General features: G+C 67.9%; 27 protein-coding genes. 20 read left to right on the forward strand and 7 right to left on the reverse strand.

Features of this window, described 5'->3' with window-relative positions:
* Positions 1-384: 384 nt before the first annotated feature.
* Positions 385-1,464: an MBL fold metallo-hydrolase gene (locus tag AC1RCS_RS10505; protein ID WP_492244690.1), complete on the reverse strand. Its 1,080-nt coding sequence runs from the start codon at positions 1,462-1,464 to the stop codon at positions 385-387.
* A gap of 125 nt (positions 1,465-1,589) precedes the next feature.
* Between AC1RCS_RS10505 and AC1RCS_RS10510 the strand changes: the two genes are divergently transcribed.
* The 10 genes from AC1RCS_RS10510 (at position 1,590) to AC1RCS_RS10555 (ending at position 11,201) form a co-directional block, all read left to right on the forward strand.
* The gene (locus tag AC1RCS_RS10510; RefSeq protein ID WP_218296297.1) at positions 1,590-1,985 is read left to right on the forward strand and encodes a MerR family transcriptional regulator; all 396 of its coding nucleotides are present in this window, start codon (positions 1,590-1,592) and stop codon (positions 1,983-1,985) included.
* A gap of 48 nt (positions 1,986-2,033) precedes the next feature.
* A complete protein-coding gene (locus tag AC1RCS_RS10515) occupies positions 2,034-2,495 on the forward strand; it encodes a PaaI family thioesterase (RefSeq protein ID WP_218296296.1) in 462 nt (153 codons plus the stop codon).
* 41 nt (positions 2,496-2,536) lie between these two features.
* Positions 2,537-3,727 (forward strand): isovaleryl-CoA dehydrogenase, encoded by a 1,191-nt coding sequence (locus AC1RCS_RS10520; protein ID WP_218339915.1) that lies wholly within the window; start codon positions 2,537-2,539, stop codon positions 3,725-3,727.
* Positions 3,728-3,761: 34 nt separating this feature from the next.
* Positions 3,762-4,421 (forward strand): carbonate dehydratase, encoded by a 660-nt coding sequence (can, locus tag AC1RCS_RS10525; RefSeq protein WP_010466789.1) that lies wholly within the window; start codon positions 3,762-3,764, stop codon positions 4,419-4,421.
* Between the two features lie 48 nt (positions 4,422-4,469).
* Positions 4,470-6,275 carry a bifunctional isocitrate dehydrogenase kinase/phosphatase gene (gene aceK / locus AC1RCS_RS10530; RefSeq protein ID WP_492244689.1) on the forward strand — a complete coding sequence of 602 codons (1,806 nt, stop codon included), beginning with the start codon at positions 4,470-4,472 and terminating at the stop codon, positions 6,273-6,275.
* Between the two features lie 55 nt (positions 6,276-6,330).
* Complete coding sequence (locus AC1RCS_RS10535) at positions 6,331-7,524, forward strand: acetyl-CoA C-acyltransferase (protein WP_218339913.1); 1,194 nt, start codon at positions 6,331-6,333, stop codon at positions 7,522-7,524.
* A 46-nt stretch (positions 7,525-7,570) separates the two neighbouring features.
* A complete protein-coding gene (locus AC1RCS_RS10540) occupies positions 7,571-8,626 on the forward strand; it encodes a DUF695 domain-containing protein (RefSeq protein ID WP_492244688.1) in 1,056 nt (351 codons plus the stop codon).
* Between the two features lie 13 nt (positions 8,627-8,639).
* On the forward strand, positions 8,640-9,272 hold the full coding sequence (locus tag AC1RCS_RS10545) for a pyridoxamine 5'-phosphate oxidase family protein (RefSeq protein WP_492244687.1): 633 nt from the start codon (positions 8,640-8,642) through the stop codon (positions 9,270-9,272).
* 87 nt (positions 9,273-9,359) lie between these two features.
* Positions 9,360-10,028, forward strand: a complete 669-nt coding sequence (locus tag AC1RCS_RS10550; protein WP_369643483.1) for an SDR family oxidoreductase — start codon at positions 9,360-9,362, stop codon at positions 10,026-10,028.
* Positions 10,029-10,070: 42 nt separating this feature from the next.
* Entirely contained in the window at positions 10,071-11,201 is a 1,131-nt protein-coding gene (locus tag AC1RCS_RS10555; protein WP_218296289.1) for an acyl-CoA dehydrogenase family protein, read from the forward strand.
* A gap of 64 nt (positions 11,202-11,265) precedes the next feature.
* On the opposite strand, the gene AC1RCS_RS10560 is transcribed toward AC1RCS_RS10555, so the two are convergent.
* Genes AC1RCS_RS10560 through AC1RCS_RS10570 form a run of 3 tightly spaced genes read right to left on the reverse strand, consistent with a single transcriptional unit; the run spans position 11,266 to position 13,919 of the window.
* Entirely contained in the window at positions 11,266-13,053 is a 1,788-nt protein-coding gene (locus AC1RCS_RS10560) for a hybrid sensor histidine kinase/response regulator (protein WP_492244686.1), read from the reverse strand.
* On the reverse strand, positions 13,050-13,244 hold the full coding sequence (locus AC1RCS_RS10565; protein ID WP_492244685.1) for a hypothetical protein: 195 nt from the start codon (positions 13,242-13,244) through the stop codon (positions 13,050-13,052). The genes AC1RCS_RS10560 and AC1RCS_RS10565 overlap by 4 nt, the downstream gene beginning before the upstream one ends.
* Before the next feature lie 21 nt (positions 13,245-13,265).
* Entirely contained in the window at positions 13,266-13,919 is a 654-nt protein-coding gene (locus AC1RCS_RS10570) for a LuxR C-terminal-related transcriptional regulator (RefSeq protein WP_218339904.1), read from the reverse strand.
* A gap of 187 nt (positions 13,920-14,106) precedes the next feature.
* Between AC1RCS_RS10570 and AC1RCS_RS10575 the strand changes: the two genes are divergently transcribed.
* Positions 14,107-15,174, forward strand: a complete 1,068-nt coding sequence (locus AC1RCS_RS10575; RefSeq protein ID WP_492244684.1) for a hypothetical protein — start codon at positions 14,107-14,109, stop codon at positions 15,172-15,174.
* 52 nt (positions 15,175-15,226) lie between these two features.
* Here the strand turns inward: AC1RCS_RS10575 and AC1RCS_RS10580 are convergent, their stop codons facing one another.
* Positions 15,227-15,706, reverse strand: a complete 480-nt coding sequence (locus AC1RCS_RS10580; RefSeq protein WP_218296284.1) for a DUF421 domain-containing protein — start codon at positions 15,704-15,706, stop codon at positions 15,227-15,229.
* A gap of 131 nt (positions 15,707-15,837) precedes the next feature.
* Between AC1RCS_RS10580 and AC1RCS_RS10585 the strand changes: the two genes are divergently transcribed.
* Genes AC1RCS_RS10585 through AC1RCS_RS10600 form a run of 4 tightly spaced genes read left to right on the forward strand, consistent with a single transcriptional unit; the run spans position 15,838 to position 19,154 of the window.
* Positions 15,838-16,536 carry a DUF4197 domain-containing protein gene (locus tag AC1RCS_RS10585; RefSeq protein ID WP_218296283.1) on the forward strand — a complete coding sequence of 233 codons (699 nt, stop codon included), beginning with the start codon at positions 15,838-15,840 and terminating at the stop codon, positions 16,534-16,536.
* A gap of 15 nt (positions 16,537-16,551) precedes the next feature.
* Positions 16,552-17,004, forward strand: a complete 453-nt coding sequence (locus AC1RCS_RS10590; RefSeq protein WP_255591056.1) for a YchJ family protein — start codon at positions 16,552-16,554, stop codon at positions 17,002-17,004.
* Between the two features lie 50 nt (positions 17,005-17,054).
* Positions 17,055-17,708 carry an HAD family hydrolase gene (locus tag AC1RCS_RS10595; protein ID WP_492244683.1) on the forward strand — a complete coding sequence of 218 codons (654 nt, stop codon included), beginning with the start codon at positions 17,055-17,057 and terminating at the stop codon, positions 17,706-17,708.
* A 27-nt stretch (positions 17,709-17,735) separates the two neighbouring features.
* Positions 17,736-19,154 (forward strand): patatin-like phospholipase family protein, encoded by a 1,419-nt coding sequence (locus AC1RCS_RS10600; RefSeq protein WP_218296281.1) that lies wholly within the window; start codon positions 17,736-17,738, stop codon positions 19,152-19,154.
* Between the two features lie 57 nt (positions 19,155-19,211).
* Here the strand turns inward: AC1RCS_RS10600 and AC1RCS_RS10605 are convergent, their stop codons facing one another.
* Positions 19,212-19,892: a glutathione S-transferase family protein gene (locus tag AC1RCS_RS10605; RefSeq protein ID WP_218339899.1), complete on the reverse strand. Its 681-nt coding sequence runs from the start codon at positions 19,890-19,892 to the stop codon at positions 19,212-19,214.
* Positions 19,893-20,008: 116 nt separating this feature from the next.
* Positions 20,009-21,019, reverse strand: a complete 1,011-nt coding sequence (locus tag AC1RCS_RS10610; RefSeq protein WP_255594798.1) for an AraC family transcriptional regulator — start codon at positions 21,017-21,019, stop codon at positions 20,009-20,011.
* A 209-nt stretch (positions 21,020-21,228) separates the two neighbouring features.
* Here AC1RCS_RS10610 and AC1RCS_RS10615 point away from each other — a divergent pair, with 209 nt between their 5' ends.
* The 5 genes from AC1RCS_RS10615 (at position 21,229) to AC1RCS_RS10635 (ending at position 26,792) form a co-directional block, all read left to right on the forward strand.
* A complete protein-coding gene (locus AC1RCS_RS10615; RefSeq protein WP_492244682.1) occupies positions 21,229-22,965 on the forward strand; it encodes an AMP-binding protein in 1,737 nt (578 codons plus the stop codon).
* Positions 22,966-22,987: 22 nt separating this feature from the next.
* Positions 22,988-24,595, forward strand: coding sequence for a carboxyl transferase domain-containing protein (locus AC1RCS_RS10620; protein WP_369643475.1), 1,608 nt, complete (start codon positions 22,988-22,990; stop codon positions 24,593-24,595).
* Between the two features lie 17 nt (positions 24,596-24,612).
* Positions 24,613-25,122, forward strand: a complete 510-nt coding sequence (locus AC1RCS_RS10625) for a DinB family protein (protein WP_218339893.1) — start codon at positions 24,613-24,615, stop codon at positions 25,120-25,122.
* Positions 25,119-25,901 carry an enoyl-CoA hydratase/isomerase family protein gene (locus tag AC1RCS_RS10630; RefSeq protein WP_492244681.1) on the forward strand — a complete coding sequence of 261 codons (783 nt, stop codon included), beginning with the start codon at positions 25,119-25,121 and terminating at the stop codon, positions 25,899-25,901. Before AC1RCS_RS10625 ends, AC1RCS_RS10630 begins: the two co-directional genes overlap by 4 nt.
* A 171-nt stretch (positions 25,902-26,072) precedes the next feature.
* The gene (locus AC1RCS_RS10635) at positions 26,073-26,792 is read left to right on the forward strand and encodes a DUF4126 domain-containing protein (RefSeq protein ID WP_369643473.1); all 720 of its coding nucleotides are present in this window, start codon (positions 26,073-26,075) and stop codon (positions 26,790-26,792) included.
* Positions 26,793-26,794: the final 2 nt, after the last annotated feature.

Genomic DNA, 26,794 nt, shown 5'->3' on the forward strand with positions numbered 1-26,794 from the left:
ACAGTGAAACGACTTTGCGCCGATGATAGTGCGGGTTCCCGTGTGAAAGTAGGTCATCGTCAGGCTCTTACAGCCCAGAAAACCCCAGTCAGCAATGACTGGGGTTTTTTGCTTTGGGGGATGGCGAAATTGGGGGATGGCGAAAAGCAAGCATCCATTCAGTTGGGTTCTCTGCTGGTCTGGACCTTGGTGAGCTCTATGAGCGCCTGGATGGGATGGACTCACCCTGGTCTTGTGCTCCCGCTTCGCGGAAAATCCCGCCACGCGTCTTCTTCATCACTCTGCGGCACCTGCCTATACGGGGGCAGCGCCTTTCCACCACTGCGCCACCCACACGCATGGCGAAGGCGCCTGAGCTCCAATTCACCGGCGGTTCGCGCAAGTTCAATGCTTGCGTGGGGGGGCAAACCTGTGAACGCCAGCGGCGTCGAGAACCCGATGCAGTTGGCGGTCAAACCACAGCAGGTGCAGATGGGCCAGCGCCTCGCCCATGGCAAAGGTCATCTGGTGGGCATCCAGCTTTCGCTTGAACATGATGGGCAGCACATCCGCCGCTGACAAAGGGCCCGATTTCGCAGCCTCCAGGATTTCTGCCAGCCGATCCCGGTGATGGTTCTGCAGTTGCTGGATGCGTTCATGCAATCCCTGGAAGGGTTTGCCATGAGACGGCAGGACAAGCGTGTCAGCCGGCAATGCGAGGTACCGGAGCAGGGAGGCCAAAAAAAGCCGCAGAGGGTCCGATTCAGGTTCTGCCGCGTGGACGCTGACGTTGGTGGAAATGCGCGGCAACACCATGTCGCCACTGATCAGGGAGGACAATTCTGCGCAATACAGGGCAATGTGCTCAGGCGCATGCCCGTACCCGCTGATGCACTGCCAATCGCGGCCACCGATTTCGATGACATCACCTTCCATAAGCCTGCGGAAGGTCGGAGGCAGGGCGGGCACCAGGGTCGGGAAGTACGACACGCGTCCCCGGACATGCTGGAGAAATTCCACATCCTGCATGCCATGCAGGGCATAGAAGTCGGCGCTGGCCTCGCCACCGAATCCATTGCGGTCGTATACCGCAGTTCTCGCCACGTTGTAGTCGGTGGCGCTGATCCACAGGCGTACTTTCCATCGGTCGCACAGCCAATGCGCCAGCCCGATGTGGTCCGGATGCATGTGGGTCACGACCACGCGCAAAATCGGCAACCCTTCCAGGCTGCTCGCAAAAACCTGTTCCCACTGTGCTCGTGTGGTCGCACTGTCGATGCAGCAGTCCACCACCGTCCAGCCGCTGACCATGGTGCCGTCGGCGTCGGGTTGCCGGTCGCGCAGCAGCCACAGGTTGATGTGGTCCAGCGCGAATGGCAGGCCCATGCGGATCCACTTGACGCCAGGTGCGACTTCCATGGTGCCCCCCTGCGGAGGGAGCGCATCGCCAAGCGGGTAGTGGATCTGGTGTTCGAGTGGGTTCATGGCGGTCGTGGTATGGGTTAGCATTGACGTTAACGTAAACGTCATGCATCCGATGCATTGTAGGGAGCTGCGGCCGCGGGGCTGTCTCCTGTGCGAAACCGACCTTGCTGCACGCACTACCCACCATGGCCAACACCTACACCATCAGCGATCTCGCCAAGGAGTTTGATCTCACCACGCGGGCGATCCGCTTTTATGAAGACATGGGCCTGCTGCAACCGGAACGCACGGGACCAGCGGGCCGAAACCGCGTCTACAGTGCCCGTGACAGGACCCGATTGCGCCTCACGCTCCGCGCCAAGCGACTGGGGCTGTCGCTGACGGAGGCCAAGGAGATCATCGATCTGTACGACAGTCCCCGCGACACGGGCGTGCAGCTGCGCAAGTTTCTGGATGTGCTTGTCGTCCATCGCAAGCAGCTCGAGGAACAGATGGCTGACCTGCAGGCCAATCTGGAGGAGGTCCAGGAGCATGAAAACGAGGCGCGGGCACTCCTGCTGAAGGTCGAAAAGCAAAAATGATTCATAATTGACGTTTACGTAAACGTAAACGCTGATCAGGAGATTGCCTTGAGCACGCCCCCCCTTGAGCCCCGGTGCGCTGACTACGCGGAGCGCGTGCGCGCCAGCTTCGCCCTTCAGGGCGCCATGCAGACGTTGGGCGCGCGCCTGGCCCGCGTGGCGGCGGGGGCGGTCGACATCGAGCTCGAATGGGCTCCGGCACTTACCCAGCAGCATGGCTTCCTGCATGCCGGCATGGTGGCCACCGCCCTGGATTCGGCCTGTGGCTATGCGGGGTTCACCCTGATGGGCCCCGACGCCGCCGTGCTCACCATCGAATTCAAGATCAACCTGCTGGCCCCCGCCAAGGGCCAGCGTTTTCGCATGGAGGGACGGGTGCTGAAGCCCGGCCGCACCATCACCGTGTGCGAGGGCCGTGCCTTCGCCATAGAAAACTCCCAGGAAAAGCTGGTGGCCACCATGGGGTGCACCCTCATGGCCGTCACCGGGCGCGACAACATCCAAGGCTGAACAAGCCACCTTCCACCATCTGTTTTGAGGAGACATTCACCATGAGCATTCCCGCCAACCTGCCTGGCCTCAACTTCCAACTGGGCGAGGATATCGATGCCCTGCGCGATGCCGTGCGCGACTTTGCGCAGGCCGAGATCGCGCCGCGCGCGGCCGAGATCGACCGCAGCGACCAGTTCCCCATGGACCTGTGGCGCAAGATGGGCGACCTGGGCGTGCTCGGCATCACGGTGCCCGAGCAATATGGCGGCGCCGCCATGGGCTACCTCGCCCACATGGTGGCCATGGAGGAAATCTCCCGCGCCAGCGCCTCCGTGGGCCTGTCTTACGGCGCGCACAGCAACCTGTGCGTGAACCAGATCAACCGCAACGGCAGCGAGGCACAAAAGGCCAAGTACCTGCCCAAGCTCATCAGTGGCGAGCATGTGGGTGCGCTGGCCATGAGCGAGCCGGGCGCGGGCTCCGATGTGATCAGCATGAAGCTCAAGGCCGAGGACAAGGGCGGCTACTACCTGCTCAACGGCAACAAGATGTGGATCACCAATGGTCCGGATGCCGACACCCTCGTGGTGTACGCCAAGACCGAACCCGAAATGGGCGCGCGTGGCGTCACGGCCTTCCTGATCGAAAAAGGCATGCCTGGATTCAGCATTGCGCAAAAGCTCGACAAGCTGGGCATGCGTGGCAGCCACACGGGCGAGCTGGTTTTCAACAATGTCGAAGTGCCCGCCGCCAATGTGCTCGGTGGCCTGAACCAGGGCGCCAAGGTGCTGATGAGCGGCCTGGACTACGAACGTGCGGTGCTGACCGGCGGCCCGCTGGGCATCATGCAGTCCGTGATGGACAACGTGATCCCGTACATTCACGACCGCAAGCAGTTCGGCCAGAGCATTGGCGAGTTCCAGCTCATTCAGGGCAAGGTGGCCGACATGTACACCGTGCTGCAGGCGGGGCGCTCGTTTGCCTACACTGTGGCCAAGAATCTCGACATGCTCGGCACCGACCACGTGCGCCAGGTGCGCAAGGACTGCGCCAGCGTGATCCTGTGGTGCGCGGAAAAGGCGACCTGGATGGCCGGCGAAGGCGTGCAGATCTACGGTGGCAATGGCTACATCAACGAATACCCGCTGGGCCGCCTGTGGCGCGATGCCAAGCTGTATGAGATCGGTGCGGGCACCAGCGAGATCCGCCGCATGCTGATCGGCCGCGAGCTGTTCGCCGAAACCTGCTGAGCTTCACTTCTTTCACTGACTCTCCAAGGACAACATGCCCTCCTCGATCGACGACCTGTTTGTTCACAACCGCGCCTGGGCGGCCCAGATGGAGCGCGAGCGGCCCGGGTTCTTCACCAGCCTGCTGGCCCAGCAAAAGCCCAAGTACATGTGGATCGGCTGCTCCGACAGCCGCGTGCCCGCCAACCAGATCACGGGCCTGGAGCCGGGCGAAGTGTTCGTGCACCGCAACGTGGCCAATGTGGTGGTGCCCACCGACCTGAACTGCCTTTCCACCATCCAGTACGCGGTGGACCAGTTGCACATCGAGCACCTCATGGTGGTGGGGCACTATGGTTGTGGTGGCGTGCTGGCGGCCCTGGAAGGCACGCGCGTGGGCCTGGCCGACAACTGGATCCGCCATGTGCAGGACGTGCGTGACCGCCACCGCGACCTGATTGCCGCCACCGCCCCGGAGTGGCGCCACGACGTGCTGTGCGAACTCAACGCCATCGAGCAGGTGGTCAACATCGCCCAGACCACGGTGATGCTCGATGCGTGGGGACGGGGCCAGAAGGTCACGCTGCACGGCTGGTGCTATGGGCTCAAGGACGGTCTCATCAACAACCTGCACATGTCCGTGGGCAGCACCGAAGGCCTGGACTCGCTGTACAAGGCGGCGATCGCTGGTGTGGCTGCCGTCAAAAGGCAATAGCCCGCCTCTTGCCTGACCGCATTGCGATGCCTGCGCTGAAAGACTGCCATGTTCCCGCAACGGCTTGATGCTCCCCAGGCCTACGGCATTGCCAAGGCCATGATGGACGGTTTCAACCGGCACTACCGGCTGTTCCGCACCGAGTCGGCGCGGGCCAAGCACCGCTTCGAAACCGGCGACTGGCACGGCCAGCAGCGGGCGCAGCGCGAACGCATCGAGTTCTATGACCTGCGCGTGAAAGAATGCGTGCGCCGGCTGGAGAAGGAATTCAACGCGGGCGCGCAGCCCATGGACGTGTGGCACCAGATCAAGCTGCATTACATCGGCCTCTTGGTCAACCACCACCAGCCCGAACTGGCCGAGACCTTCTTCAACTCGGTCACGACCAAGATCCTGCACCGCACGCATTTTCACAACGACTTCATCTTCGTGCGGCCCGCGGTCAGCACCGAATACATCGAGAACGAAGAGCCCGCGGCGCGCCCCACCTACCGCGCGTACTACCCCTCCGGCGACAACCTGCACGAGACGTTCCAGACCATCATCGAGAACTTCCAGTTGCAGCGTGAGTTTGCGGACTTGGCGCGAGACAGTGCCTGCGTGGTGGCCGCCGTGCGCGGCCGCCTCGACAAGGTGCGGCTGCGCGCCAACTTCCAGATCCAGGTGCTCACCAGCCTGTTCTTCCGCAACAAGGGCGCCTATGTGGTGGGCAAGATCATCAACGGCTTCAACGAAGTGCCGTTTGCGCTGCCCATCCTGCACGACGATGCTGGGAGGCTTTTCATCGACGCCGCGCTGTTCGGCGAAGACGATATGCAGATGCTGTTCAGTTTCGCCCGCGCCTACTTCATGGTGGACATGGAGGTGCCCAGCGCCTACGTGCAGTTCCTGCGCAGCCTCATGCCGCGCAAGCCGCGGGCCGAGATCTACAACGCGCTGGGCCTGGCCAAGCAGGGCAAGACCCTGTTCTACCGCGACTTCCTGTACCACCTGAAGCATTCCAGCGATCAGTTTCGCATCGCCCCTGGCATCAAGGGCATGGTGATGCTGGTGTTCGACCTGCCGAGCTTTCCGTTCGTGTTCAAACTCATCAAGGACTATTTCCCGCACCAGAAGGAAACCACGCGCGAGCAGATCAAGGCCAAGTACCTGCTGGTCAAGCAGCACGACCGCGTGGGCCGCATGGCCGACACGCTGGAGTACAGCGAGGTGGCCTTTCCCCGCGACCGTTTTGACGATGCGCTCATCGCCGAGATCGAGAAGTTCGCCCCCAGCCAGCTGGAGATCAGCGACCGCGATGGCGACGGCCAGACCGAAGTCATCATCAAGCACCTGTACATCGAGCGGCGCATGATCCCGCTCAACATCTACCTGCAGGAAGCCTTTGACACCGGGCTCTCCGACCCGCGTGCGCGCCAGCAGATGGAGCACAGCGTCATCGAATACGGCAACGCCATCAAGGACCTCGTGGCCGCCAACATCTTCCCCGGCGACATGTTGTGGAAGAACTTCGGCGTCACGCGCAATGGCAAGGTCGTGTTCTACGACTACGACGAGATCGAATACCTCACCGACTGCAACTTCCGCCGCGTGCCCACGCCGCGCAACGAGGAGGAAGAGATGAGCGGCGAGGTCTGGTACAGCGTGGGCCCGCGCGATGTGTTCCCCGAAACCTTCGGCCCTTTCCTGCTCGGCAACGACGCCGTGCGCGAGGTGTTCATGTCGCACCACGCCGACCTGCTCGACGCCGCGTTCTGGCAGTCGCACAAGGAGCGCATCCAGGCGGGCCACATGTTCGACGTTTTTCCCTACGACACGGACCGGCGCTTCGCGCAGGGCGCGCCGGCCCGGTAGTCCATTTCATTCAACCCCCGACTTTCGTCTGAACCCTTCCCAGGAGATTTGCACCATGTCCGCATCCACCCAAGACCCCATCGTCATCGTCGGCGCCGCGCGCACCCCCATGGGCTCGCTGCAGGGCGACTTTTCCAGCCTGGCCGCGCACGACCTGGGCGGCGCCGCGATCCAGGCCGCCATCGAGCGCGCCGGTGTGTCGCCCGACGCCGTGGGCGAGGTGCTGTTCGGCAACTGCCTGATGGCCGGCCAGGGCCAGGCGCCCGCGCGCCAGGCGGCCTTCAAGGGCGGCCTGCCCAAGGGCGCTGGCGCGGTCACGCTCAGCAAGATGTGCGGCTCGGGCATGAAGGCCGCGATGATGGCGCACGACATGCTGCTGGCCGGCACGCACGACGTGATGGTGGCCGGCGGCATGGAGAGCATGACCAACGCCCCCTACCTGCTGCAGAAGGGGCGTGGCGGCTACCGCCTGGGACATGACCGCATCTTCGACCACATGATGCTCGACGGCCTGGAAGACGCCTATGAAGCAGGCCGCAGCATGGGCACCTTTGGCGAAGACTGCGCGGCCAAGTACCAGTTCACGCGCGAGCAGCAGGACGCGTTCGCCACGGCCAGCGTGCAGCGCGCCAAGGCCGCCACCGAGTCCGGCGCGTTCGCGGCCGAGATCGTGCCCGTCACCGTCAAGACCCGCGCGGGCGAGACCGTGGTGTCGGTGGACGAAGGCCCGGGCAAGGTCAAGCTGGAGAAGATCGCCACCTTGAAGCCCGCCTTCAAGAAGGACGGCACCATCACCGCCGCATCCAGCTCCAGCATCAACGACGGCGCCGCCGCGCTGGTGATGATGCGCGAATCCACCGCGAAGAAGCTCGGGGCCAAGCCGCTGGCGCGCATCGTGAGCCACGCCACCCACGCGCAAGAGCCCGAGTGGTTCGCCACCGCCCCCCTGGGCGCCACGCAGAAGGCGCTGGCTAAGGCCGGCTGGGAAGTGGGCGACGTGCAGCTGTGGGAGATCAACGAGGCCTTCGCCGTGGTGCCCATGGCGCTGATGAAAGAGCTGGACCTGCCGCACGACAAGGTCAACGTGAACGGCGGCGCCTGCGCCCTGGGCCACCCCATCGGTGCCAGCGGCGCCCGCATCATGGTCACGCTGATGTATGCCCTCCAGGCGCGCGGCCTGACCAAGGGCCTGGCCACGCTGTGCATCGGCGGCGGCGAAGCCACGGCGGTGGCGCTGGAACTCGTTTGATGCGGGAGGGAGATGGGATGATTTGGCTCTTTTCGCAAGGACAGTGATGACCGCACCCTCTCCCGAGATCACCGCCTTCTGGCGCGCGTTTTCCGATGCCCAGGCATCGCTCCAGGCCCAGCCGCTGCGCGAGCGGGTCGAGTCTGCCAACGCGCTCATCGAGCGCCACCTGGGCGGCCTGGCGCTGGAGATGTCCGGCGGCGACGGCGATGCGGTGGTGGACCTCATCGTCACCGCCCACGGCAGCACCGAAAAATTTCCACTGCTGATGCAGGCGGTGGCGGCCGCGCCCGCGCTGCAGAACTACCGCGTGCGCGCGTTCCGCGAGCGCACCACGCAGCCGGACTTTCCCATCGGTATGGACGGTTTCCAGCTGGCCACGTCCGAGGTGCTCATCGCCCTGGACCAGGATTGCGGGCAGGCCGCGCTGGAGATCCGCTTTGGCCGCGAGATCCCGAGCGACTACCAGGACCATGCGCGCAACATGGCGTTCATCATGCTCGACCATGTGCTCGGCGAGTACGACTTCGCCGTCAAGGTGGGGGCGGTGGATTTTGTCGGGCAGGCTGGCGACCCGCAGGCGCAGTGGGTCCCACTCAGCCAGTTGCCTCCGGTGTTTGATCGCTACTGGGTCGAGACGCTGGGCCGCACGGGAGACTTCCCGGCGGGTGAACACGACTGGTCGGGCATGACGCTGGCGTTCGGCGGCGAGCCCGGAGATGGCGACGACGACGAAGGCCCCGGGGTGCGCGAGGACACCGCCATTGTCATGGTCAACCGCAGCGCCAGCCCCGTGGCCATGCGCGCCGACCTGTCGCACGCGCTGGTGCTGGACCTGGCCGTGGGGGACCGCGATGAGCTGGCCGCCGTGCAGGCGCTGCAGGACCAGGCCGCCACGCTGCTGGAGCTGCCCCAGCTGGGCATCCTGGCCTACACCCTGACCCGTGCCGGGCGCCGCAAGGCCGTCTACTACGTGGGCGACGAGCAACTGGCCAGGCAGGCGCTGGCACCCCTGCTGCTGCGGGACGAGGCCGAGTCGCTGGTGCTGTCCACCACCTATGACCCGGCGTGGTCGGGCTACTTCGAATTTGCCGTGCATTGACCTGGACGCGACCATGATCGAAACCACCGAGCAGCTGCGCGCCCTGTATGCCGCCCCAAGCGAGCGGGCCCTGCACAAGCAGCAACCGCAGCTGGATGCGCACTGCCAGCGCTTCATTGCCCTGTCGCCGTTCTGCGTGGTGGCCAGTGGTGGTCTCCATGGCGCATTGCTCGATGCCTCGCCGCGCGGCGGTGCGCCCGGTTTCGTGAAGTCGCCCGATGCGCACACCCTGCTGCTGCCCGACGCGGGGGGCAACCACCGGCTCGACACCCTGACCAACCTGCTCGATGACCCGCGCATCGGCCTGCTGTTCATGATTCCGGGCGTGGACGAAACCCTGCGGGTGAACGGCACGGCGCGCCTGCGCGACGAGGCGCTGTACACGGACTTCTTCACGGCCGGGCGCCAGCGCCCAAAGATGGTGATCGAAGTGCGCGTGGCCGAGGCGTATCTGCACTGCTCCAAGGCCTTCATGCGCTCGCGGCTGTGGTCCGCCGATGCGCAGGTGGACCGCGCCGCGCTGCCCACGATGGGCCAGATGATCCACGACCAGATGGGCCTCGCCACCGAGCCTGAGTCGCAAGTGGCGATGCTGCAGCGCTACCGCGCCCAACTGGCGCAGGAGCAGCAGCTCGGCGACGCCTGAGGGTGTTGAGAGTGATTGCTACTATTTTGATAGCTATCGGCGCTTGATGCATAAGCGCCAGGGCCCAATTCAATCCAAATTTCAACCATGAAATCCATACTTGTCATCGGCGCATCGCGCGGCATCGGTCTGGAGCTGGTGCGCCAGTACGCCGAGGCGGGCCGCCGCGTGATCGCCACGGTGCGCGACGACGCGGGCCGCGAGCGGGTGCAGGCCCTGGGCGCCGAGGTGCTCACCGTGGACGTGGCCAACCCCGCCAGTGTGAGCGCGCTGGCCTGGCAACTGGACGGCGAAAAGATCGAGACCGCCTGGTACGTGGCGGGCGTCATCCGCCGTCCCAACGCGCTCACGCCGCCCACGCAGCAGGACTTCGACGCCGTCATGCACACCAACGTGCTGGGCGCCATGCAGGCGCTGCCGCAGGTCGCGCCCCTGGTGGCCGACGCGCAGGGCGTGTTCGCGTTCCTGTCCTCGTCCATGTCGCAGATTGGCAGCGTGCCGGGCAGCGGCTCCTGGCTGTATCGCACCAGCAAGGCGGCGCTGAACATGGCGGTGGCCGCGGCCCAGCATGACTACCCAGGCGCCACGCTCATCACCATCGACCCCGGCTGGGTGCAGACCGACATGGGCGGCGAAGGCGCCGCGCTGACGGTGCAGGACAGCGTACGCGGCCTGCGCGCCACCGTGGCGGGCGTCACCGCCGCCGACAAGGGCCGCCTGCTGCACCACGACGGCCGCCGCGCCACCCACTGGTAACCCTTTCGACCGAACCCACAACGACTTCTGGAGACAACCCCGATGCTGCTGACCCAAGACCAGGAAATGATCCGCGACGCGGTGCGCGACTTCGCGCAGGAACAGCTGTGGCCCCACGCCGCGCGCTGGGACAAGGAACACCACTTCCCCAAGGAGGCGCACCAGGGCCTGGCCGCACTGGGCGCGTATGGCATCTGCGTGCCCGAAGAATTTGGCGGCGCACACCTCGACTACGTCACCCTCGCGCTGGTGCTTGAAGAGATCGCGGCCGGCGACGGCGGCACCAGCACCGCCATCAGCGTGACCAACTGCCCGGTCAACGCCATCCTCATGCGCTACGGCAACGCCCAGCAAAAGCGCGACTGGCTCACGCCGCTGGCCCGTGGCGAGATGCTGGGCGCGTTCTGCCTGACCGAGCCGCATGTGGGCTCCGATGCCTCGGCACTGCGCACCACGGCCGTCAGGCAGGGCGATGAATACGTGATCAACGGCGTCAAGCAGTTCATCACCAGCGGCAAGAACGGCCACGTGGCCATCGTCATCGCCGTCACCGACAAGGGCGCGGGCAAGAAGGGCATGAGCGCCTTCCTCGTGCCCACCAGCAACCCGGGCTACGTGGTCGCGCGGCTCGAAGACAAGCTGGGCCAGCACAGCAGCGACACGGCGCAGATCAACTTCGACCACTGCCGCATTCCGGCCGAGAACCTGATCGGCGCGGAAGGCGAGGGCTACAAGATCGCCCTGGGCGCGCTCGAGGGCGGCCGCATCGGCATCGCCGCGCAAAGCGTGGGCATGGCACGCAGTGCCTTCGATGCGGCGCTGGCGTATTCGAAAGAGCGCGAGAGCTTCGGCACCGCCATCTTCAACCACCAGGCCGTGGGCTTTCGCCTGGCCGACTGCGCCACGCAGATCGAGGCCGCGCGCCAGCTCATCTGGCACGCCGCCGCGCTGCGCGATGCGGGCCGCCCCTGCCTGAAGGAAGCCGCCATGGCCAAGCTGTTCGCCAGCGAGATGGCCGAACGCGTGTGCAGCGCCGCCATCCAGACCCTGGGCGGCTACGGCGTGGTGAACGACTTCCCGGTGGAACGCATCTACCGCGACGTGCGCGTGTGCCAGATCTACGAAGGCACGAGCGATGTGCAGAAGATCATCATTCAGCGTGCGCTGGCTTGATGCTGACTGCTATGAATTGAATAGCTGTTGGCGCAGAATGGGAAAGCGCCAGGGCCTGTTTTGTTCAAGTTTCTTGCGGCGGCAGCCACTGGGCCAGCACCGCATGGAGCGCGTCCACATCCACGGGCTTGCGCAGCACCAGGTAGCCCTCGGCATCGGCCTCGTGCAGGGCGGGTGAGTCAAACTCGCCGCTCACCATGGCTCCGCGCGCGGCGGGGCAGCGCTCCAGCAGGGCGCGCAGCACGTCAAAGCCGCTATCGCCCGACGACAGGTGCTGGTCGCACAGGATGGCCTGCGGTGCAAAGCCGTTGTCCAGGTGGGCGTGGGCCTCGCCGGGGGTGCGGGCGGTGCGCAACGCGATGCCCCAGCCGCCCAGCAGGGCCGACCAGGCCCGCAGCACGTGGGGATCGTCGTCCAGCACCAGGCACCGGCCCTGCAGGCGGGGCCAGGTGCGTGGCGCGGCGGTGCCACGTGCGTCGGGCGCCAGCGCAGGCGCGGCCGTGGCCGGCAGCTCGATCCAGAAACACGACCCCCGCCCCGGACGTGAGGCCATGCCCTGGCGTGCACCCATCAGCGCCACGCAGCGCGCCACCACGGCCAGCCCCAGGCCGTGGCCTTCGCGGTGGAGGTGCCCCGCGCTCTGCGGGCGGTAGAAGGCCTGGTAGATGGCGGCCTGCTCCTGTGGTGCCACGCCTTCGCCGGTGTCCCACACCTCCAGCCGCCAGTGGCCACCGCGCTGCCGTGCGCCCACCAGCACCCCGCCCCGCAGTGTGTAGCGCAAGGCGTTGTGCACCAGGTTGGCCAGCGACTGCCGCACCAGCGCGGGGTCTGCCAGCACCGTGGCGTGCGCCGGGGGCGGGCGCATGCGCAGGGCCAGCCCGCGCGCGGTGGCTTCGGTGACGAACTGGTGGCGCAGGTCGTCGAACAGGTGGGCCAGCGGCACGGGCGCGGGCCGCAGCTCCACCGTGCCTGATTCGATGCGCGACAGGTCGAGCAGGGCGTCGAACATCTGGCTGAGCGAGTGCATGCTCAGCCGCCACTGGCCCAGCAAGGGGCCGATGTGCGGGTGGTCCTGGCCCTGCAGCGCAATGGCTTCGGCCAGCAACGCCATGGCGTGCACGGGCTGGCGCAGGTCGTGGGCGGCGGTGCTCAGAAACCGGTTCTTCTCGGCCAGCGCGGCTTCGGCCGCGTCGCTGGCCTCGCGGTAGCGCTCGGCCAGGTCGCGGCTGCGCTCTTCCAGCACCACCTGGCGCACGAAGAACCGGTGCGAGTTCATGGCGCTGCGGTAGATCACGGCGGCCATCACCAGCGTCATGGGCAGTACAAACGGCCACTGCGCCGGAAACGCCCAGGGGATCATCGCCAGCCCACCCACCGCACCCACGAAATACATGCGGTAGACAGCGAGCGTGGCGGTCATCTGCGCTGCGTTGGCGGCCAGAATGCCCGCCAGCGTGATATGCAGCAACAGCATGTATTCGTAGCTGGCGTGGCCCAGCGACAACGCTATCGAGAGTGAAACGCCTACCCCGTGCGCCAAGGCCAGGTAGCACACGCGGCGGGTCCAGGGGGGCAGCAGGGCTTCGGGCGGCCGCAAGGCGCGTTCGTGCCGGTACTGCCGGTGGCCCCACCCCACGAACAGCAACACGGGCAGGTATGCGCCTCCCCACGCCAGCAGCGGCATGGCCTGCCCACCCTGCCAGCCCAGCAGCAGGCCAAACAGCAGCCCCATGGCGGGCATGACCGACATGCCCAGCCGCAGGCGCGCAAAAGAGGCTTCGAGCAGCAGCAGCCAGCCTTGTGCGCTGGGCGCGCCGTGCGCGTGGCCCGGGACCTTGGTGTTGGGCGTCATGTGCGTGCGAAGGCGGCCGCCGCCTCCCGGCGGCGCCGCAGCCGGCGCGCCTGCCGCCACATGCCCAGGGCCGCGCGGGCCTGGACCGCGGTCCAGGCCGGGATGCGCACCTGGCCGCGCTCGCCCGGTCCGGTGCCGGCGCGGGGATGGGGGTGGGGAAACCAGCGGCGCGGCAAGAACTGGAGTGGCATGGGGCGCGGGCGGGCCGGTGTTCAGGCGGGTGGATCGGGCAGGACCAGCCGGCGCCCGCGCAGTCCCGTGATGGCCTCCACGCGGGTGCGTGCGCCCAGGCGCAGGAGGATGGCGCTCATGTGCTCCTTGACCGTGCTCTCCGACAGGTCGTACTGCAGCGCGATGCGCTTGTTGGGCAGCCCCTGCAGCACCAGCGCCAGGATTTCGCCCTGGCGTACCGACAGGCCCAGTTCGGCGGGCGTGACCGGCAGGTCGCGGCTGCGCGGGGGCTGGTTGCCGGGGGGGGCGGGCACAAACCAGGCCAGGCCGCCCAGCAGGGCCTCCACCGCCTGGGCGAAGATCTCTGGCGGAGCCTGCTTGTGGATGAAGCCGTGCGCACCCGCCTGGCGCACGCGCTCCATCATGGCCGGGTCGTCGTCGCCGCTGACGACCGCCAGCGCGGTGCCGGGGCAGTGTTCGCGCACCAGCGCGATCAGGCCCAGCGCGGCACCTTCGGCCAGCCAGAAGTCGACGAGCGCGATGGCGGGGGCACCCCGCGTGGCCACCAGCGGCAGAAAGTCATCGGCGCACCCGGCCACGGCCACCTCCAGGTAGGGCAGGCGCAAGCGCAGGAATTCGGCCACGCCGCGTGCTACCAGCGGGTGGTCGTCCAGGATGAGTGCATAGGGTGACATGGGGGCCGGGGGGCGCTGCGGCGCCGGGCGCCGGGATGCCGCAGCAAAGCAAATTCTGCCAAGTGTGGACCGGAAGGGGCGGCGCGCAAACCCTACCTCGGTAGGGTTTTGCGGCGGGCGGCGTGCCGCACAGAATCCGCCCCTCTTTCATCCATTCATTCCTTCACCACCCAGGAGGTTTCCGTTCATGACCCCCACAAGCGCAAAGTTCACCCGGCACCACGCACGGCCCGCAGTCCGCTGGGCCCCTCTTGGGCTGGCCGCGGTGTTGCTGGCGGGCTGCGGGGGCGGCGATGGCGACGGCGGCACCACGCCCCCGCCCACGGCCGGGGCCTTCACCGTGGGGGGCTCCGTGGTCGGCCTGGGCGCCGGCAAGGCGCTGACCCTGCAGAACAATGGCGGCGATGACCTGGCCGTGAGCGCCAACGGCGGTTTTGTGTTCGCGGCCCGGCTGGACCGCGGCGTGGCCTATGCCGTCACCGTCAGGACGCAGCCCGGCGGCCAGCGCTGCGCCGTGGCGCAAGGCACGGGCACCGCCACCGCGAACGTGGGCGATGTGCAGGTGCGCTGCGAGAACCTGGCGGCGGCCACCTTCACGGTGGGGGGCTCGGTATCGGGCCTGGCGGGCGGCGCAGTGGTGCTGCAGAACAACGGCGGCGATGACCTGTCCCTGGCCAGCAACGGCGGCTTCGCGTTTTCCACGGCGGTGGCCACGGGCAGCCCCTATGCCGTCACGGTGAAGACCCCGCCCGCAGGCCAGAACTGCGCGGTGCGCAACGGCAGCGGCACGGTGGGTTCGGCCCATGTCGGCTCGGTGGAGGTGGCCTGCACCACGGCCGTGGCACTGCCGCAGGGGGACTGGAAGCAGGAGCGTTGCACGCCCATCGGCCCGGGCCAATGGGGCCGGTCGCTGTGGCGCATCGCGCGGCAAGGCGAGACCCGGGCCACGGTCAGCCTGGGCGTGGCGACCTACTCCGACGCGAACTGCACCGCCGCGGGCGCGGTCATTGGCGGGCAAGGGGGCGATGGGGGCAATTTCACGTTTGACCGCACGGGCGCGACACCCACGCTCGCCGCCTTCTGGGGCAGCTGGGCCCAGGTCACGGGGTTGACCTCGCGCACCGTGTGGGCGCGCAAGGGCCCCTATCTGTGCCCGCTGGGCGACCAGAACCCCAGCCTGTTCGGCTCGGCCGCCGCCGTGGAGGCCTCGGCCGACATCTCCATCCAGAACAAGGCCTGCTACACCCAGAACTGAACCCCCGTGCTCCCTGCGGGCCGGGCGGCTGGACGGGGGGCGGGGCGGAATTTCAGCCGCCACTGCCCCGGCGCCGCAGCACCACCGTGATCTGCCCATTGGTCTCGATGGTCGCGCGCTCCACCTCGTGCAGGTGCAGGCATCCGCTGGCGCGCAGCGCGGCCTCGAGGTCGTCCGGTGAAAGCAGCTCCTTGCGCAGGAGGTCGGCGTTCACCTGTCCCTGCTCCACCAGCACCCGCGGCGTGCCGTCGATCAGCCGCTCCATCCACGCGAAGCGGAACGTCAGCTGCGCCAGCACCACGTGGCAGCCGATGAGCGTGGTGGCCGAGACGAGTCCGCCCACCAGCGAGTTGTCGCCCGCGTTCATCGAGTTCTGCACCGCGTTGGACAGGATCAGCAGCAGCACGAGGTCGAACGGCGCGTACTGCCCTGTCTGCCGCTTGCCTGTCAGGCGCAGGAACACCAGCAAAAAGACATAGACCACCACGCCGCGCAGCACGAACTCCCACCACGGCACATTCATTTCCCACATTGCAGGCTCCTTGTTGGAGGGTTGTGTCGCGTGCCAGTCTACGGCGCTGAGCGAAAATCCCGGACATGCCACCTGCCAGGCCGGCCCACACCCCGTGCGGCCCCGGTCCCTTCACAGAAAGAAACACCTCCATGCAACGCCGCCAATTCCACCAAGCCAGTGCCCTGGGGGCGCTGCTGTGCGCCAGCTGGCAGCAGGCCTGGGCCCTGTCGCTGGGCGATCTCTCCAATGCCGATGCCACGGGCGGCCTCAAGGCCGCGCTGGGCCAGGGCGCCCAGGCCGCGGTGTCGCTGCTGGGGCGGCCCGACGGTTTCCTGGGCAATCCCAAGGTGCGCATCGGGCTTCCCGGCTACCTGGACGACGCGGCCAAGGTCATGAAGTCGCTGGGCCAGGGCAAGCGCGTCGATGAGCTGGTCACCTCCATCAACCGCGCCGCCGAGGCCGCCGTGCCCATGGGCAAGGACCTGCTCGTGGGCGCGGTGCAGAACATGACGGTGACGGACGCCAAGAACATCCTGGCGGGAGGAAGCACCTCGGTGACGGCCTTCTTCGCCGAGAAGACGCGCGTGCCGCTGGGGGAGCGCTTCCTGCCGGTGGTGGACCAGGCGACGGAGAAGGTGGGCCTCACCCAGAAGTACAACGCCTTCGCTGGCAAGGCCGCGGGCTTCGGACTGCTCAAGCCCGAAGAGGCCAACCTGGCGCGGTACGTCACCGGCAAGACGCTCGATGGCCTGTACACCATGATCGGCGAGGAAGAGCGCCGCATCCGCCAGGACCCGGCCGGCGCGGGCAGTGCCATCGCCCGCAAGGTGTTCGGCGCGCTGCGCTGATCGCCGTTCACCGCGATGCGCACCCCGCCCATGGCCCTGGCCGACAGCGCACCCTGCCCGTGCGGACGCACCGTGGCGCCCGCGGGCCGGCGCGCCGGCGGCACGGCCGCCGTGCTGCGTTATGCCGACTGCTGCGGCCGCTATGTGGACCATCTGGAAGCGGCGCCCGCGCCCGACGCCGAAAGCCTCATGCGGTCCCGGTACACCGCGTTCGTGGGCGAGCGGGCCGAGTACCTGCAGGCCACCTGGCACCCCACCACGCGCCCCGCGTCGATGGATTTCGATGCGGGCGCGCGGTGGCTCGGGCTTGCGGTGCGCGGCCACCGCGCCACGGGCGAAGGCCGTGCGGAAGTCGAGTTCGTGGCGCGCTACCGCGTGGGCGGCCGTGCCGTGCGCCTGCACGAGACCAGCCGCTTCGTGCGCGAAGGCGGGCGCTGGTTCTATGTGGATGGCGATGTCCACGGTTGAAATTTGCATGAAAATGACCTCAAGTCCTTTATCCATAAGCGCCATAAGCTATGAAATTTGAAGCAATACTGTTCGACTGCGACGGGGTCCTGGTGGACAGCGAACCCATCACCAACGGCGTGCTGCGCGACATGCTCGCGGAGGCCGGCTGGGCCCTGAGCGCCCAGGAGTGCATGCGCATCTTCATCGGCAAGACCGTGGGCAGCGAGGCCGCCCGCATCGAGACCCACACCGGCCGGCCGCTCACCGATGCATGGATGGCCGATTTCTATGCGCGGCGCAATGCCGAGCTGGACCAGCGCCTCACGGCCATCGAGCACATCCACGGCACCATCGAGCGCGTGCACGCGCACCACGGCGGGCGCATCGCCTGCGCCTCGGGGGCCGACCGGCACAAGGTGGAGATGCAGCTGGCCAAGGTGGGCCTCACGCCCTTCTTCGAGGGCCGCATCTTCAGCGGCCACGAAATGCCGCGCACCAAGCCCGCGCCGGACGTGTACCTGGCGGCGGCCGCCGCGCTGCAGGCGCAGCCCCTGCGCTGCGCGGTGGTCGAAGACACGGTGACGGGCGTCACTGCGGGGGTGGCGGCGGGCGCCACGGTGTTTGCCTATGCGCCGCTGGACGATGGCGAGGCCCTGCGCGCGGCGGGGGCGTCTGAGGTGTTTCGCAGCATGGCCGAGCTGCCGGCCTTGCTGGGCTGCTGACCGCTGCTGTTCGCACCAGGACACGCCATGCCCAAGCACAGCAGCCAGCTGCCACGGTGGCTACGCAACTGCGCCGCGCTCGCGGCCCTCGGCGTTCTCATGGGCTGCTCGTCGGTGCGCCCCTGGATCAACGAGCCGCTGCCGCCCGAAGACCGGGACATCCCCGTGCGCAAGTCCGAGCGCGACCCCACCATCCTGGTGGCCGTGACGCTTTCGGGCGGCGGCGCGCGCGCGGCGGCCTTCGGCTTCGGCGTGCTGACCGAGATGCAGCAGACCCGCTTTCGCTGGAACGGGCGGGACACCACCCTGCTGGACGCCACGGACGTGGTGAGCGGCGTGTCGGGCGGCAGCATTGTTGCCGCCTACTTCGCGGCGCATGGCATCGAGGGGCTGCCCCGGTTCGAGCACGACTTCCTGCGGCAGAACTTCCAGAACAGCCTCATCACCCAGGCCCTGCGGCCCGGCAACCTGGTGGACCTGACCTCGCCCTGGCTGGGCCGCACCCACCTGCTCGCGCGGCGGCTGGACGACCTGTACGGCGGGCTGACCTTCGGCGATGTGGAGCGGCGCCCGCGCCACCCGCAACTGTTCATCACCGCCACCGACATGTCGCTGGGCACGGGCTTCGAGTTCACCTGGGAGCAGTTCACGCTGATCTGCTCGGACCTGCGCAAGGTGCCGCTGTCCTTCGCGGTGGCGTCCTCGTCGGCCGTGCCGCTGCTGCTCAGCCCGATGACGCTCAAGAACTACGCCGACCAGTGCCCTGAACGCCGCACCGGCTCCACGGCCAGCGCGCGCGCCGCGGCCGCTGGCGACTACCGTGCCCGGCTGTACCGCGCGCACGAACTGAGCTACACCGACGCGCAGCGCAAGCCCTACATCCACCTGGTGGACGGCGGTCTGGCCGACAACCTGGGCGTGCAGCGCCTGCTGGACCGGGCCCTGGCGGGCGGCGGCCTGCGCCAGACGTTCAGCGAGGTGGGCATCCCGCCCGCCACCATCCGCAAGCTGGTGCTGATCACCGTGAACGCGGAGCGCGACCCGTCGGTCAACATCGACATGAGCGACCAGGTGCCCAACATGGCCCAGGTGGTGGATGCGCTGCTGTTCGGCACCGGCGCACGCGCCACGCGCGAGACGCAGGAGTTCCTGCGCGACATCACCCAGCAGTGGCGCCAGGCCCTGGCCGCGGGCTCCACGGGCAGCGGCGATGCCTTCGCGCCCGATGCCGAGATCCATGTGATTCCCGTGAACCTGCGCGACGCGCCGGACGACGTGGCGCGGCGGCGCCTGCTGCAGGTGCCCACGGCGTTCTCCATCTCCCACGAAGAGGTCACCGACCTCATCGAGGCCGGCGGCAGCGTGCTGCGGCATTCGCCCGAGTTCCGCGCGCTGGTGCAGTCATTGCTGCACGGCGCACCCAGGTCGCCGCAGCCGTCGCAGTGACAGAGGCGCGGGGCAGGTAGGCCGACAGCCCGCGCGGGCAGGCCTTTCGTCCCTGGCTCAGGGCCGCGTGTCGGGCGCGGGGGTGGTGGGCACGTCCTGGTCCTCGGCCGCTTCGATCTGCGCGGCCAGGGCCCTCTGGTAGCCGGGGCGCTGCTGCAGCCGCTGCCAGTAGGCGCGCGTGGCCTCGCCGAACTGCGGCTCCAGGTCCAGGTGCTGGGCCAGCAGCAGCGCATAGCCCACCGACACATCGGCCGCCGTGAAGCGGCCCGCGCACAGGTAGTCGCTGCGGGCCACGGCGGCCTCCACCGCGCGCAGGCGCGCCAGGAACCAGCGGCTGTAGTCCTCCACCACCTGAGGCTGCTTGCGGTCCGCGGGTTCGAAACGCCCATAGCGCAGCACCAGCGTCTGCGGAAAGGTGAGTGTGGCCTCGCCCAGGTGCAGCCAGTTCAGGTAGGCGCCAAAGGCCGGGTCGGGGGGGCGCACGTCCAGCCCGGCGTCCGGGTGCGCGGCGGCCAGGTACTGGCAGATGGCGGCCGATTCGGTCATGCGCACCTGGTGTGGCGCCTTGCCCTGCACCAGCAGCGGCACGGTGCCCAGCGGGTTCTCTTCCAGGAACCAGCGGGCGTGCGCGCGCGGCGGAAACGGCAGCATGTGCAGCACGTACGGCAGCCGCAGCTCTTCCAGCATCCACAACGGACGGAAGGAGCGGGCGCTGACGCAGTGGTACAGATGGATCATGGGTGCGGTGGGGGCATGGCGGTGTGGTGGCCGGGCCCGCCAGTGTAGTGGCGGGTGGCGAAAGTGCGCTGGCCGGTGCCGTCCTGGCGACGCTCGTCACGCAGCGCCGCAACGCTTCATGCGGCGTTGCGCGCCTTGCGCCGGAACTCCGCCGGCGAATCCCCCGTCCAGCCGCGGAACGCGCGGATGAAGCTCTTCTCGTTGACGAAGCCCGCCGCCTCGGCCACCTGCTTGATGGGGCGGTCCGTGCGGTGCAGCAGGTCCACGGCGCGGCTTTGGCGCACCTCGTCCTTCAGGCCCTGCAGCGTGGCGCCTTCTTCCTTGAGCTGGCGGTGCAGCGTGCGCGGCGACACATGCAGCAGGCCCGCGAGCGATTCGGCGCTGTGCTGGGGCAGCGCATGCGCCAGTTGCCCGGCCACGGGGGCGCCCAGCAGCTGGCGCACGCGCTGCACCAGCAGCCGGTCGCGCCGGTACTGCAGCACCGTCAGGGGCAGGGCGTGCTGCAGCATCTGGCGCAGGGCCTGCTCGTCGCGCCGCAGGGGCAGGCTGAGGTAGCGCGCATCGAAGTGGATGGCCGTCCGCGGGGCGCCAAAGGCCACCGGGCCGCGGAAGAGCACCGCGTACGCGTCCGCATGCGGCGGCGCGGCGAACGCGAACTCGGCGGCGATCAGCGGTATGCGCGAATCCACCAGCCAGCAGGCCAGCCCGTGTGCATTGCGCAGTACCGAGACCAGGCAGAACTCGCGCAACGCGCCCAGGTCGCGTGCTTCGGCGATGCCCAGGGTGGCGGTGCCGCCCTGGACCGTGAGGTGCAGCGCGATATCGTCCGCGAGCAGCCCGTGGTGGCGGCACCAGCGTGCCAGCGCCACCTGCAGGTTGGGCGAGCTGATGGACGCGCGCGCCAGCATGCCGTAGCTGCCCCAGGGCAGGCGCCGGCTGAACCAGCCCAGGGCCTCGTCGTCCAGCTCCTGCATGGCGGCATCGGAGATCTGCTCCATCTGCCAGGCGGTGATGCGGGCATGGGGATCGTGCAGCAGCTCCGGCGCGATCTGTGCCTGCGCCAGGGCGCGTTCGGGGCCCATGCCCCGGCGTTCGTAGGCCAGCGCGATCGCCCGCACGAAGGCCATGGGCGTCACGGCGGGTGCGCTGGCGGGGGCCAGGGCCTGCCAAGCCGGCTCGGGGGTGGGGGCAACGGGTTTCACACAAGGCAGTGTGCCCGATGCGTGGCACGATTTGCAACCTTTGTGGCAACCAGGGCCGGACCAGGGCTTCTATGCTTACGGATCGCCGCCCCGCCGCCGCACGCGGGAGGAAGAGCCATGCAAGGAGACACAACATGACGACGACCCCTGCCGCCTTTGCCGCCGCAGCCCCTCTCACCGGCAGCCACGCCCGTGGCGCCAGCGGCGTCCCGCTGATCGAGCAGACCATCGGCGACTTCTTTGCCGGCATGGTGGCCCGCCAGCCGGGGCGCGAGGCGCTGGTCAGCGTGCACCAGGGGCGCCGCTACACCTACGCCGAACTGCAGGTCCAGGCGCAGCGCCTGGCCAGCGCGCTGCTCGGCCAGGGCCTGGTGCCCGGCGACCGCGTGGGCATCTGGTCGCACAACAACGCCGAATGGGTGCTGATGCAGCTGGCCACCGCGCAGGCGGGCCTGGTGCTGGTCAACATCAACCCGGCCTACCGCACGTCCGAAGTCGAATACGCCCTGAACAAGGTGGGCTGCAAGCTGCTGGTGACCATGGCGCGCTTCAAGACCAGCGACTACCTGGGCATGCTGCGCGAGCTGGCGCCCCAGTGGCAGCACCAGCAGCCGGGCCAGCTGGGCGCGGTGAAGCTGCCCCACCTGCACACGGTGGTGTGGATCGACGAGGCGGGCCAGGGCGCCGACGAGCCCGGGCTGCTGCGCTTTTCGGACCTGATCGCGCGCGGCGATGCGGCCGACCCGCGCCTGGCCCGGGTGGCCGCCACGCTCAAGGCCACCGACCCCATCAACATCCAGTTCACCAGCGGCACCACGGGCTTCCCGAAGGGCGCCACGCTCACGCACCGCAACATCCTGAACAACGGCTTCTTCATCGGCGAATGCATGAAGCTCACGTCCGAGGACCGCCTGTGCATCCCCGTGCCGCTGTACCACTGCTTCGGCATGGTGCTGGGCAACCTGGCGTGCCTGACACACGGCGCCACCATCGTGTACCCCAACGACGGGTTCGACCCGCTCACCGTGCTGCAGACGGTGCAGGACGAGCGCTGCACCGGCCTGCACGGCGTCCCCACGATGTTCATCGCCGAGCTGGACCACCCGCGGTTCGCCGAGTTCGACCTGTCCACCCTGCGCACCGGCATCATGGCGGGCTCTCCCTGCCCCACCGAGGTGATGAAGCGCGTGGTGGAGCAGATGAACCTGCGCGAAATCACCATCGCCTACGGCATGACCGAGACCAGCCCGGTCAGCTGCCAGAGCAGCACCGACACGCCGCTCGACAAGCGCGTCTCCACCGTGGGCCAGGTGCAGCCGCACCTGGAGGTCAAGATCGTGGACCCCGACACCGGCGCCGTGGTGCCCATCGGCCAGCGCGGCGAGTTCTGCACCAAGGGCTATTCGGTGATGCACGGCTACTGGGGCGACGATGCCAAGACCCGCGAAGCCATCGACGAAGGCGGCTGGATGCACACCGGCGACCTCGCCACCATGGACGCCGAGGGCTATGTGAACATCGTCGGCCGCATCAAGGACATGGTGATCCGTGGCGGCGAGAACATCTACCCGCGCGAGATCGAAGAGTTCCTGTACCGCCACCCGCAGGTGCAGGACGTGCAGGTGGTGGGCGTGCCCGATGCCAAGTATGGCGAGGAGCTCTGCGCCTGGATCATCGCCAAGCCGGGCACGAAGCCCACCGAAGACGACATCCGCGCCTTCTGCAAGGGCCAGATCGCGCACTACAAGGTGCCGCGCTACATCCGCTTCGTCACCAGCTTCCCGATGACGGTGACGGGCAAGATCCAGAAGTTCAAGATCCGCGATGAGATGAAGGATCAGCTCGGTTTGGTCGAAGCCAAGACCGCGTGAAACACACAAGAAGCAACACAGCATGACCATTCTCGACACCCAACTCAACGCCCGCTCGGCGGACTTCCTGGCCAATGCCGCGGCCATGCGCACGCTGGTGGACGACCTGCGCGCCCAGCTCGACAAGGTCGCCCAGGGCGGCGGCGAGGCGGCCCGCGCCAAGCACACCGCGCGCGGCAAGCTGCTGCCGCGCGAGCGCGTGCAGATGCTGCTGGACCCGGGCACGCCGTTTCTGGAGCTGGCCCCGCTGGCCGCGCTCAACATGTACAACAACGATGCGCCCAGTTCGGGGCTGATTGCCGGCATCGGCCGCGTGAGCGGCGTGGACTGCATGATCGTGTGCAACGACGCCACGGTGAAGGGTGGCACCTACTACCCGCTCACCGTCAAGAAGCACCTGCGCGCGCAGGAAGTGGCGCAGCAGAACCACCTTACCTGCATCTACCTGGTGGACTCCGGCGGCGCCAACCTGCCCAACCAGGACGAGGTCTTTCCGGACCGCGACCACTTCGGCCGCATCTTCTTCAACCAGGCCAACATGAGCGCCATGGGCATCTCGCAGATCGCCGTGGTCATGGGCAGCTGCACGGCGGGCGGCGCCTACGTGCCGGCGATGAGCGACGAGTCCATCATCGTCAAGAACCAGGGCACCATCTTCCTGGGCGGCCCGCCGCTGGTCAAGGCCGCCACGGGCGAGGTCGTCACGGCCGAGGACCTGGGCGGTGGCGACGTGCACACGCGCCTGTCGGGCGTGGCCGACCACCTGGCGCAAAACGACCTGCATGCGCTGCAACTGGCGCGCAATGCGGTGCGAAATCTGAACAAAAACAAGGCTCCAGCGCCCGCCGATCAAGCGCCAGTAGCTCCTAAATTTGTAGCTGAAGAGCTCTACGGCGTGATCCCCGTCGACACACGCAAGCCCTTCGACGTGCGCGAGATCATTGCCCGCATCGTCGATGGCAGCGAGTTCGACGAGTTCAAGGCGCGCTATGGCACCACGCTGGTCACGGGCTTCGCGCGCATCGAAGGCATGATGGTCGGCATCATCGCCAACAACGGCATCCTGTTTTCCGAGTCGGCCCTGAAGGGCGCGCATTTCATCGAGCTGTGCTGCCAGCGCAAGATCCCGCTGGTGTTCCTGCAGAACATCACCGGCTTCATGGTCGGGCGCAAGTACGAGAACGAAGGCATCGCGCGCAACGGCGCCAAGATGGTCACGGCCGTGGCCACGGCCAGCGTGCCCAAGTTCACCATCATCATCGGCGGCAGCTTTGGCGCCGGCAACTACGGCATGTGCGGCCGCGCGTACTCGCCCCGCTTCCTGTGGATGTGGCCCAACGCGCGCATCAGCGTGATGGGCGGCGAGCAGGCGGCCGGCGTGCTCGCCACCGTCAAGCGCGATGGCATCGAGGGCAAGGGCGGCCAGTGGAGCATGGAGGAAGAAGAAGCCTTCAAGGCACCCATCCGCCGCCAGTACGAAGACCAGGGCCACCCCTACTACGCCACTGCCCGCCTGTGGGACGACGGCGTGATCGACCCGGCCGACACCCGCCGCGTGCTGGCGCTGGGCCTGGCGGCCACGCGCAATGCGCCCATCGAAGACACCAGGTTCGGCCTGTTCCGCATGTGACCGTGCCGGGAGCCGCCATGGACGCCGTCGCCCACTTCACCCAGCTCGCACGCTACAACGTGTGGGCCACGGCGCGCCTGCTCGATGCCGTGCGGGCGCTGCCTGAAGAGGCCTACCGGCGCGATGTGGGCCTGTTCTTCAAGAGCATCCACGGCACGCTCAACCACCTGCTGGTGGGCGAACACCATCTGTGGTTCGTGCGGTTTGCCGAAGGCACCTCGCCCAAGATGGCGCTGGACGCCGAACTGGAAAGCGACCGCGCGCGGCTGGATGCCCGCCTGCGCGAGGGCGCGGCCCGCTGGGCACCGCTGATCGCTTCGTTCGCCCCAGGCCGCTGGGACGGTACGCTGGACTACACCACCATGCGCGGCACGGCGGCATCGCTGCCGTTCGCGGCCACGCTGGCGCATGTGTTCAACCACGGCACGCACCACCGGGGCCAGATCACCGCCGCATTGACCGCCCTGGGCCAGTCCAGCCCCGAGCTGGACCTTGTCTACTTCCTGCAAAACCCGCCCAAGCCATGAGCCAGAACCTGTCCATCACCCACACCGGCGCCGTGGCGCGCATCACGCTCACGCAGCCCGAGATCCGCAATGCCTTCAGCGACGAAGTCATCGCCGAGATCACCGCCGCCTTCATGGAGGTGGGCGGGCGTGCCGATGTGCGCGCCGTGGTGCTGGCCGCAGAAGGGCCCGCGTTCTGCGCGGGCGCCAACCTGAACTGGATGCGCCGCATGGCCGACTACACGCGCGACGAAAACATCACCGACGCCGGCAAGCTGGCCGAGATGCTGCGCGTGATCTACGCATGCGAGAAGCCCACCATCGCCCGCGTGCAGGGCGATGTGTACGCGGGCGGCATGGGCCTGGTGGCCGCGTGCGACATGGCGGTGGCGGTGGACACGGCGGGCTTTTGTCTCAGCGAGGTGAAGCTGGGCCTCATCCCCGCCACCATCAGCCCCTATGTGATCCGTGCCATGGGGGCGCGCGCCGCGCACCGCTATTTCCTGACGGCCGAGCGCTTCGGCGCGGCCGAGGCGCTGCGCATCGGCTTCGTGCACGAGGTGGTGGCGGCCGACCAACTCGACGCCAAGGTGGACGAACTGCTGAAAGCCCTGACCAGCGCCAGTCCCAACGCCGTGCGCGTATGCAAGAAGCTGGTGATGGATGTGGCCGAGCGGGAAATCAACGCGGGCCTGATCGCCGCCACCGTGCAGGGCATTGCCGACATCCGCGCCAGCGACGAGGGCAAGGAGGGCGTGCAGTCCTTCCTGAACAAGCGCAAGCCGAACTGGCTGATATGAGACACCCCCCTGAGGCGCTGCGCGCCTTCCCCCCGCTCTCGTTGCGCTGCGCGCACCGGGCAGGTGGACGACGCCCTCGCTGCGGGGCGGCCCTTGCTCGGCGTCCCTGGCCTGGGGCGCGCCAGTTGTCGCGGCCAGCGATCTTTCACAGTGTCGGGGAGACCTACTGACATGGACACCCTCTGGCTTAACATCGTGCAGTGGCTCCACACGCTGGGGCTGCATGTGGATGGCGGCACGGCGCGCGCCGTGGGTGACGCAGCGGCCACGGCCACCGCGCGGCTCGACATGCCCAGCCTGCTGGCGCTGGCCGCCGCGCTGGGCTGGGCCAGCGGCTTTCGGCTGTACGCGGTCGTGTTCCTCGTCGGCGGCATGGGTGCCATGGGCTGGATGCCCTTGCCCCCCGGTCTGCACGTGCTGCAGAACCCGCTGGTGCTGCTGGTGGCGGGCGGCCTGATGCTGGTCGAATTTTTTGCGGACAAGGTCCCGTGGATCGACAGCGCCTGGGACGCCGTGCACACCGTCATCCGCGTGCCCGGCGGCGCCCTGCTGGCCGCGGGCGTGTTCGGTGCCGACAACGCCACCATGGGCGTGGTGGCCGGTTTGCTGGGCGGGTCGCTGGCCGCCACGTCCATGGCCACCAAGATGACCACGCGCGCAGCGGCCAACACCTCGCCCGAGCCGTTTTCCAACTGGCTGCTGTCGTTTTTCGAAGACGGCCTGGTGGTGGCCGTGGTGTGGCTGGCCACGCAGCACCCGGTGGCCTTCGGCATCGCACTGGTGCTGATGGTGGCCGTGTCGGTGTTGCTCCTGGTGGTGCTGTTCAAGTTTCTGCGCGCCGTGGTGCGGCGCTTGTCTTCTTTCTTTTCTGGTTCTGCCAAGGTGGCTTAAAA

It is taken from the genome of Acidovorax sp. GW823-FHT01C06 (assembly GCF_058798375.1).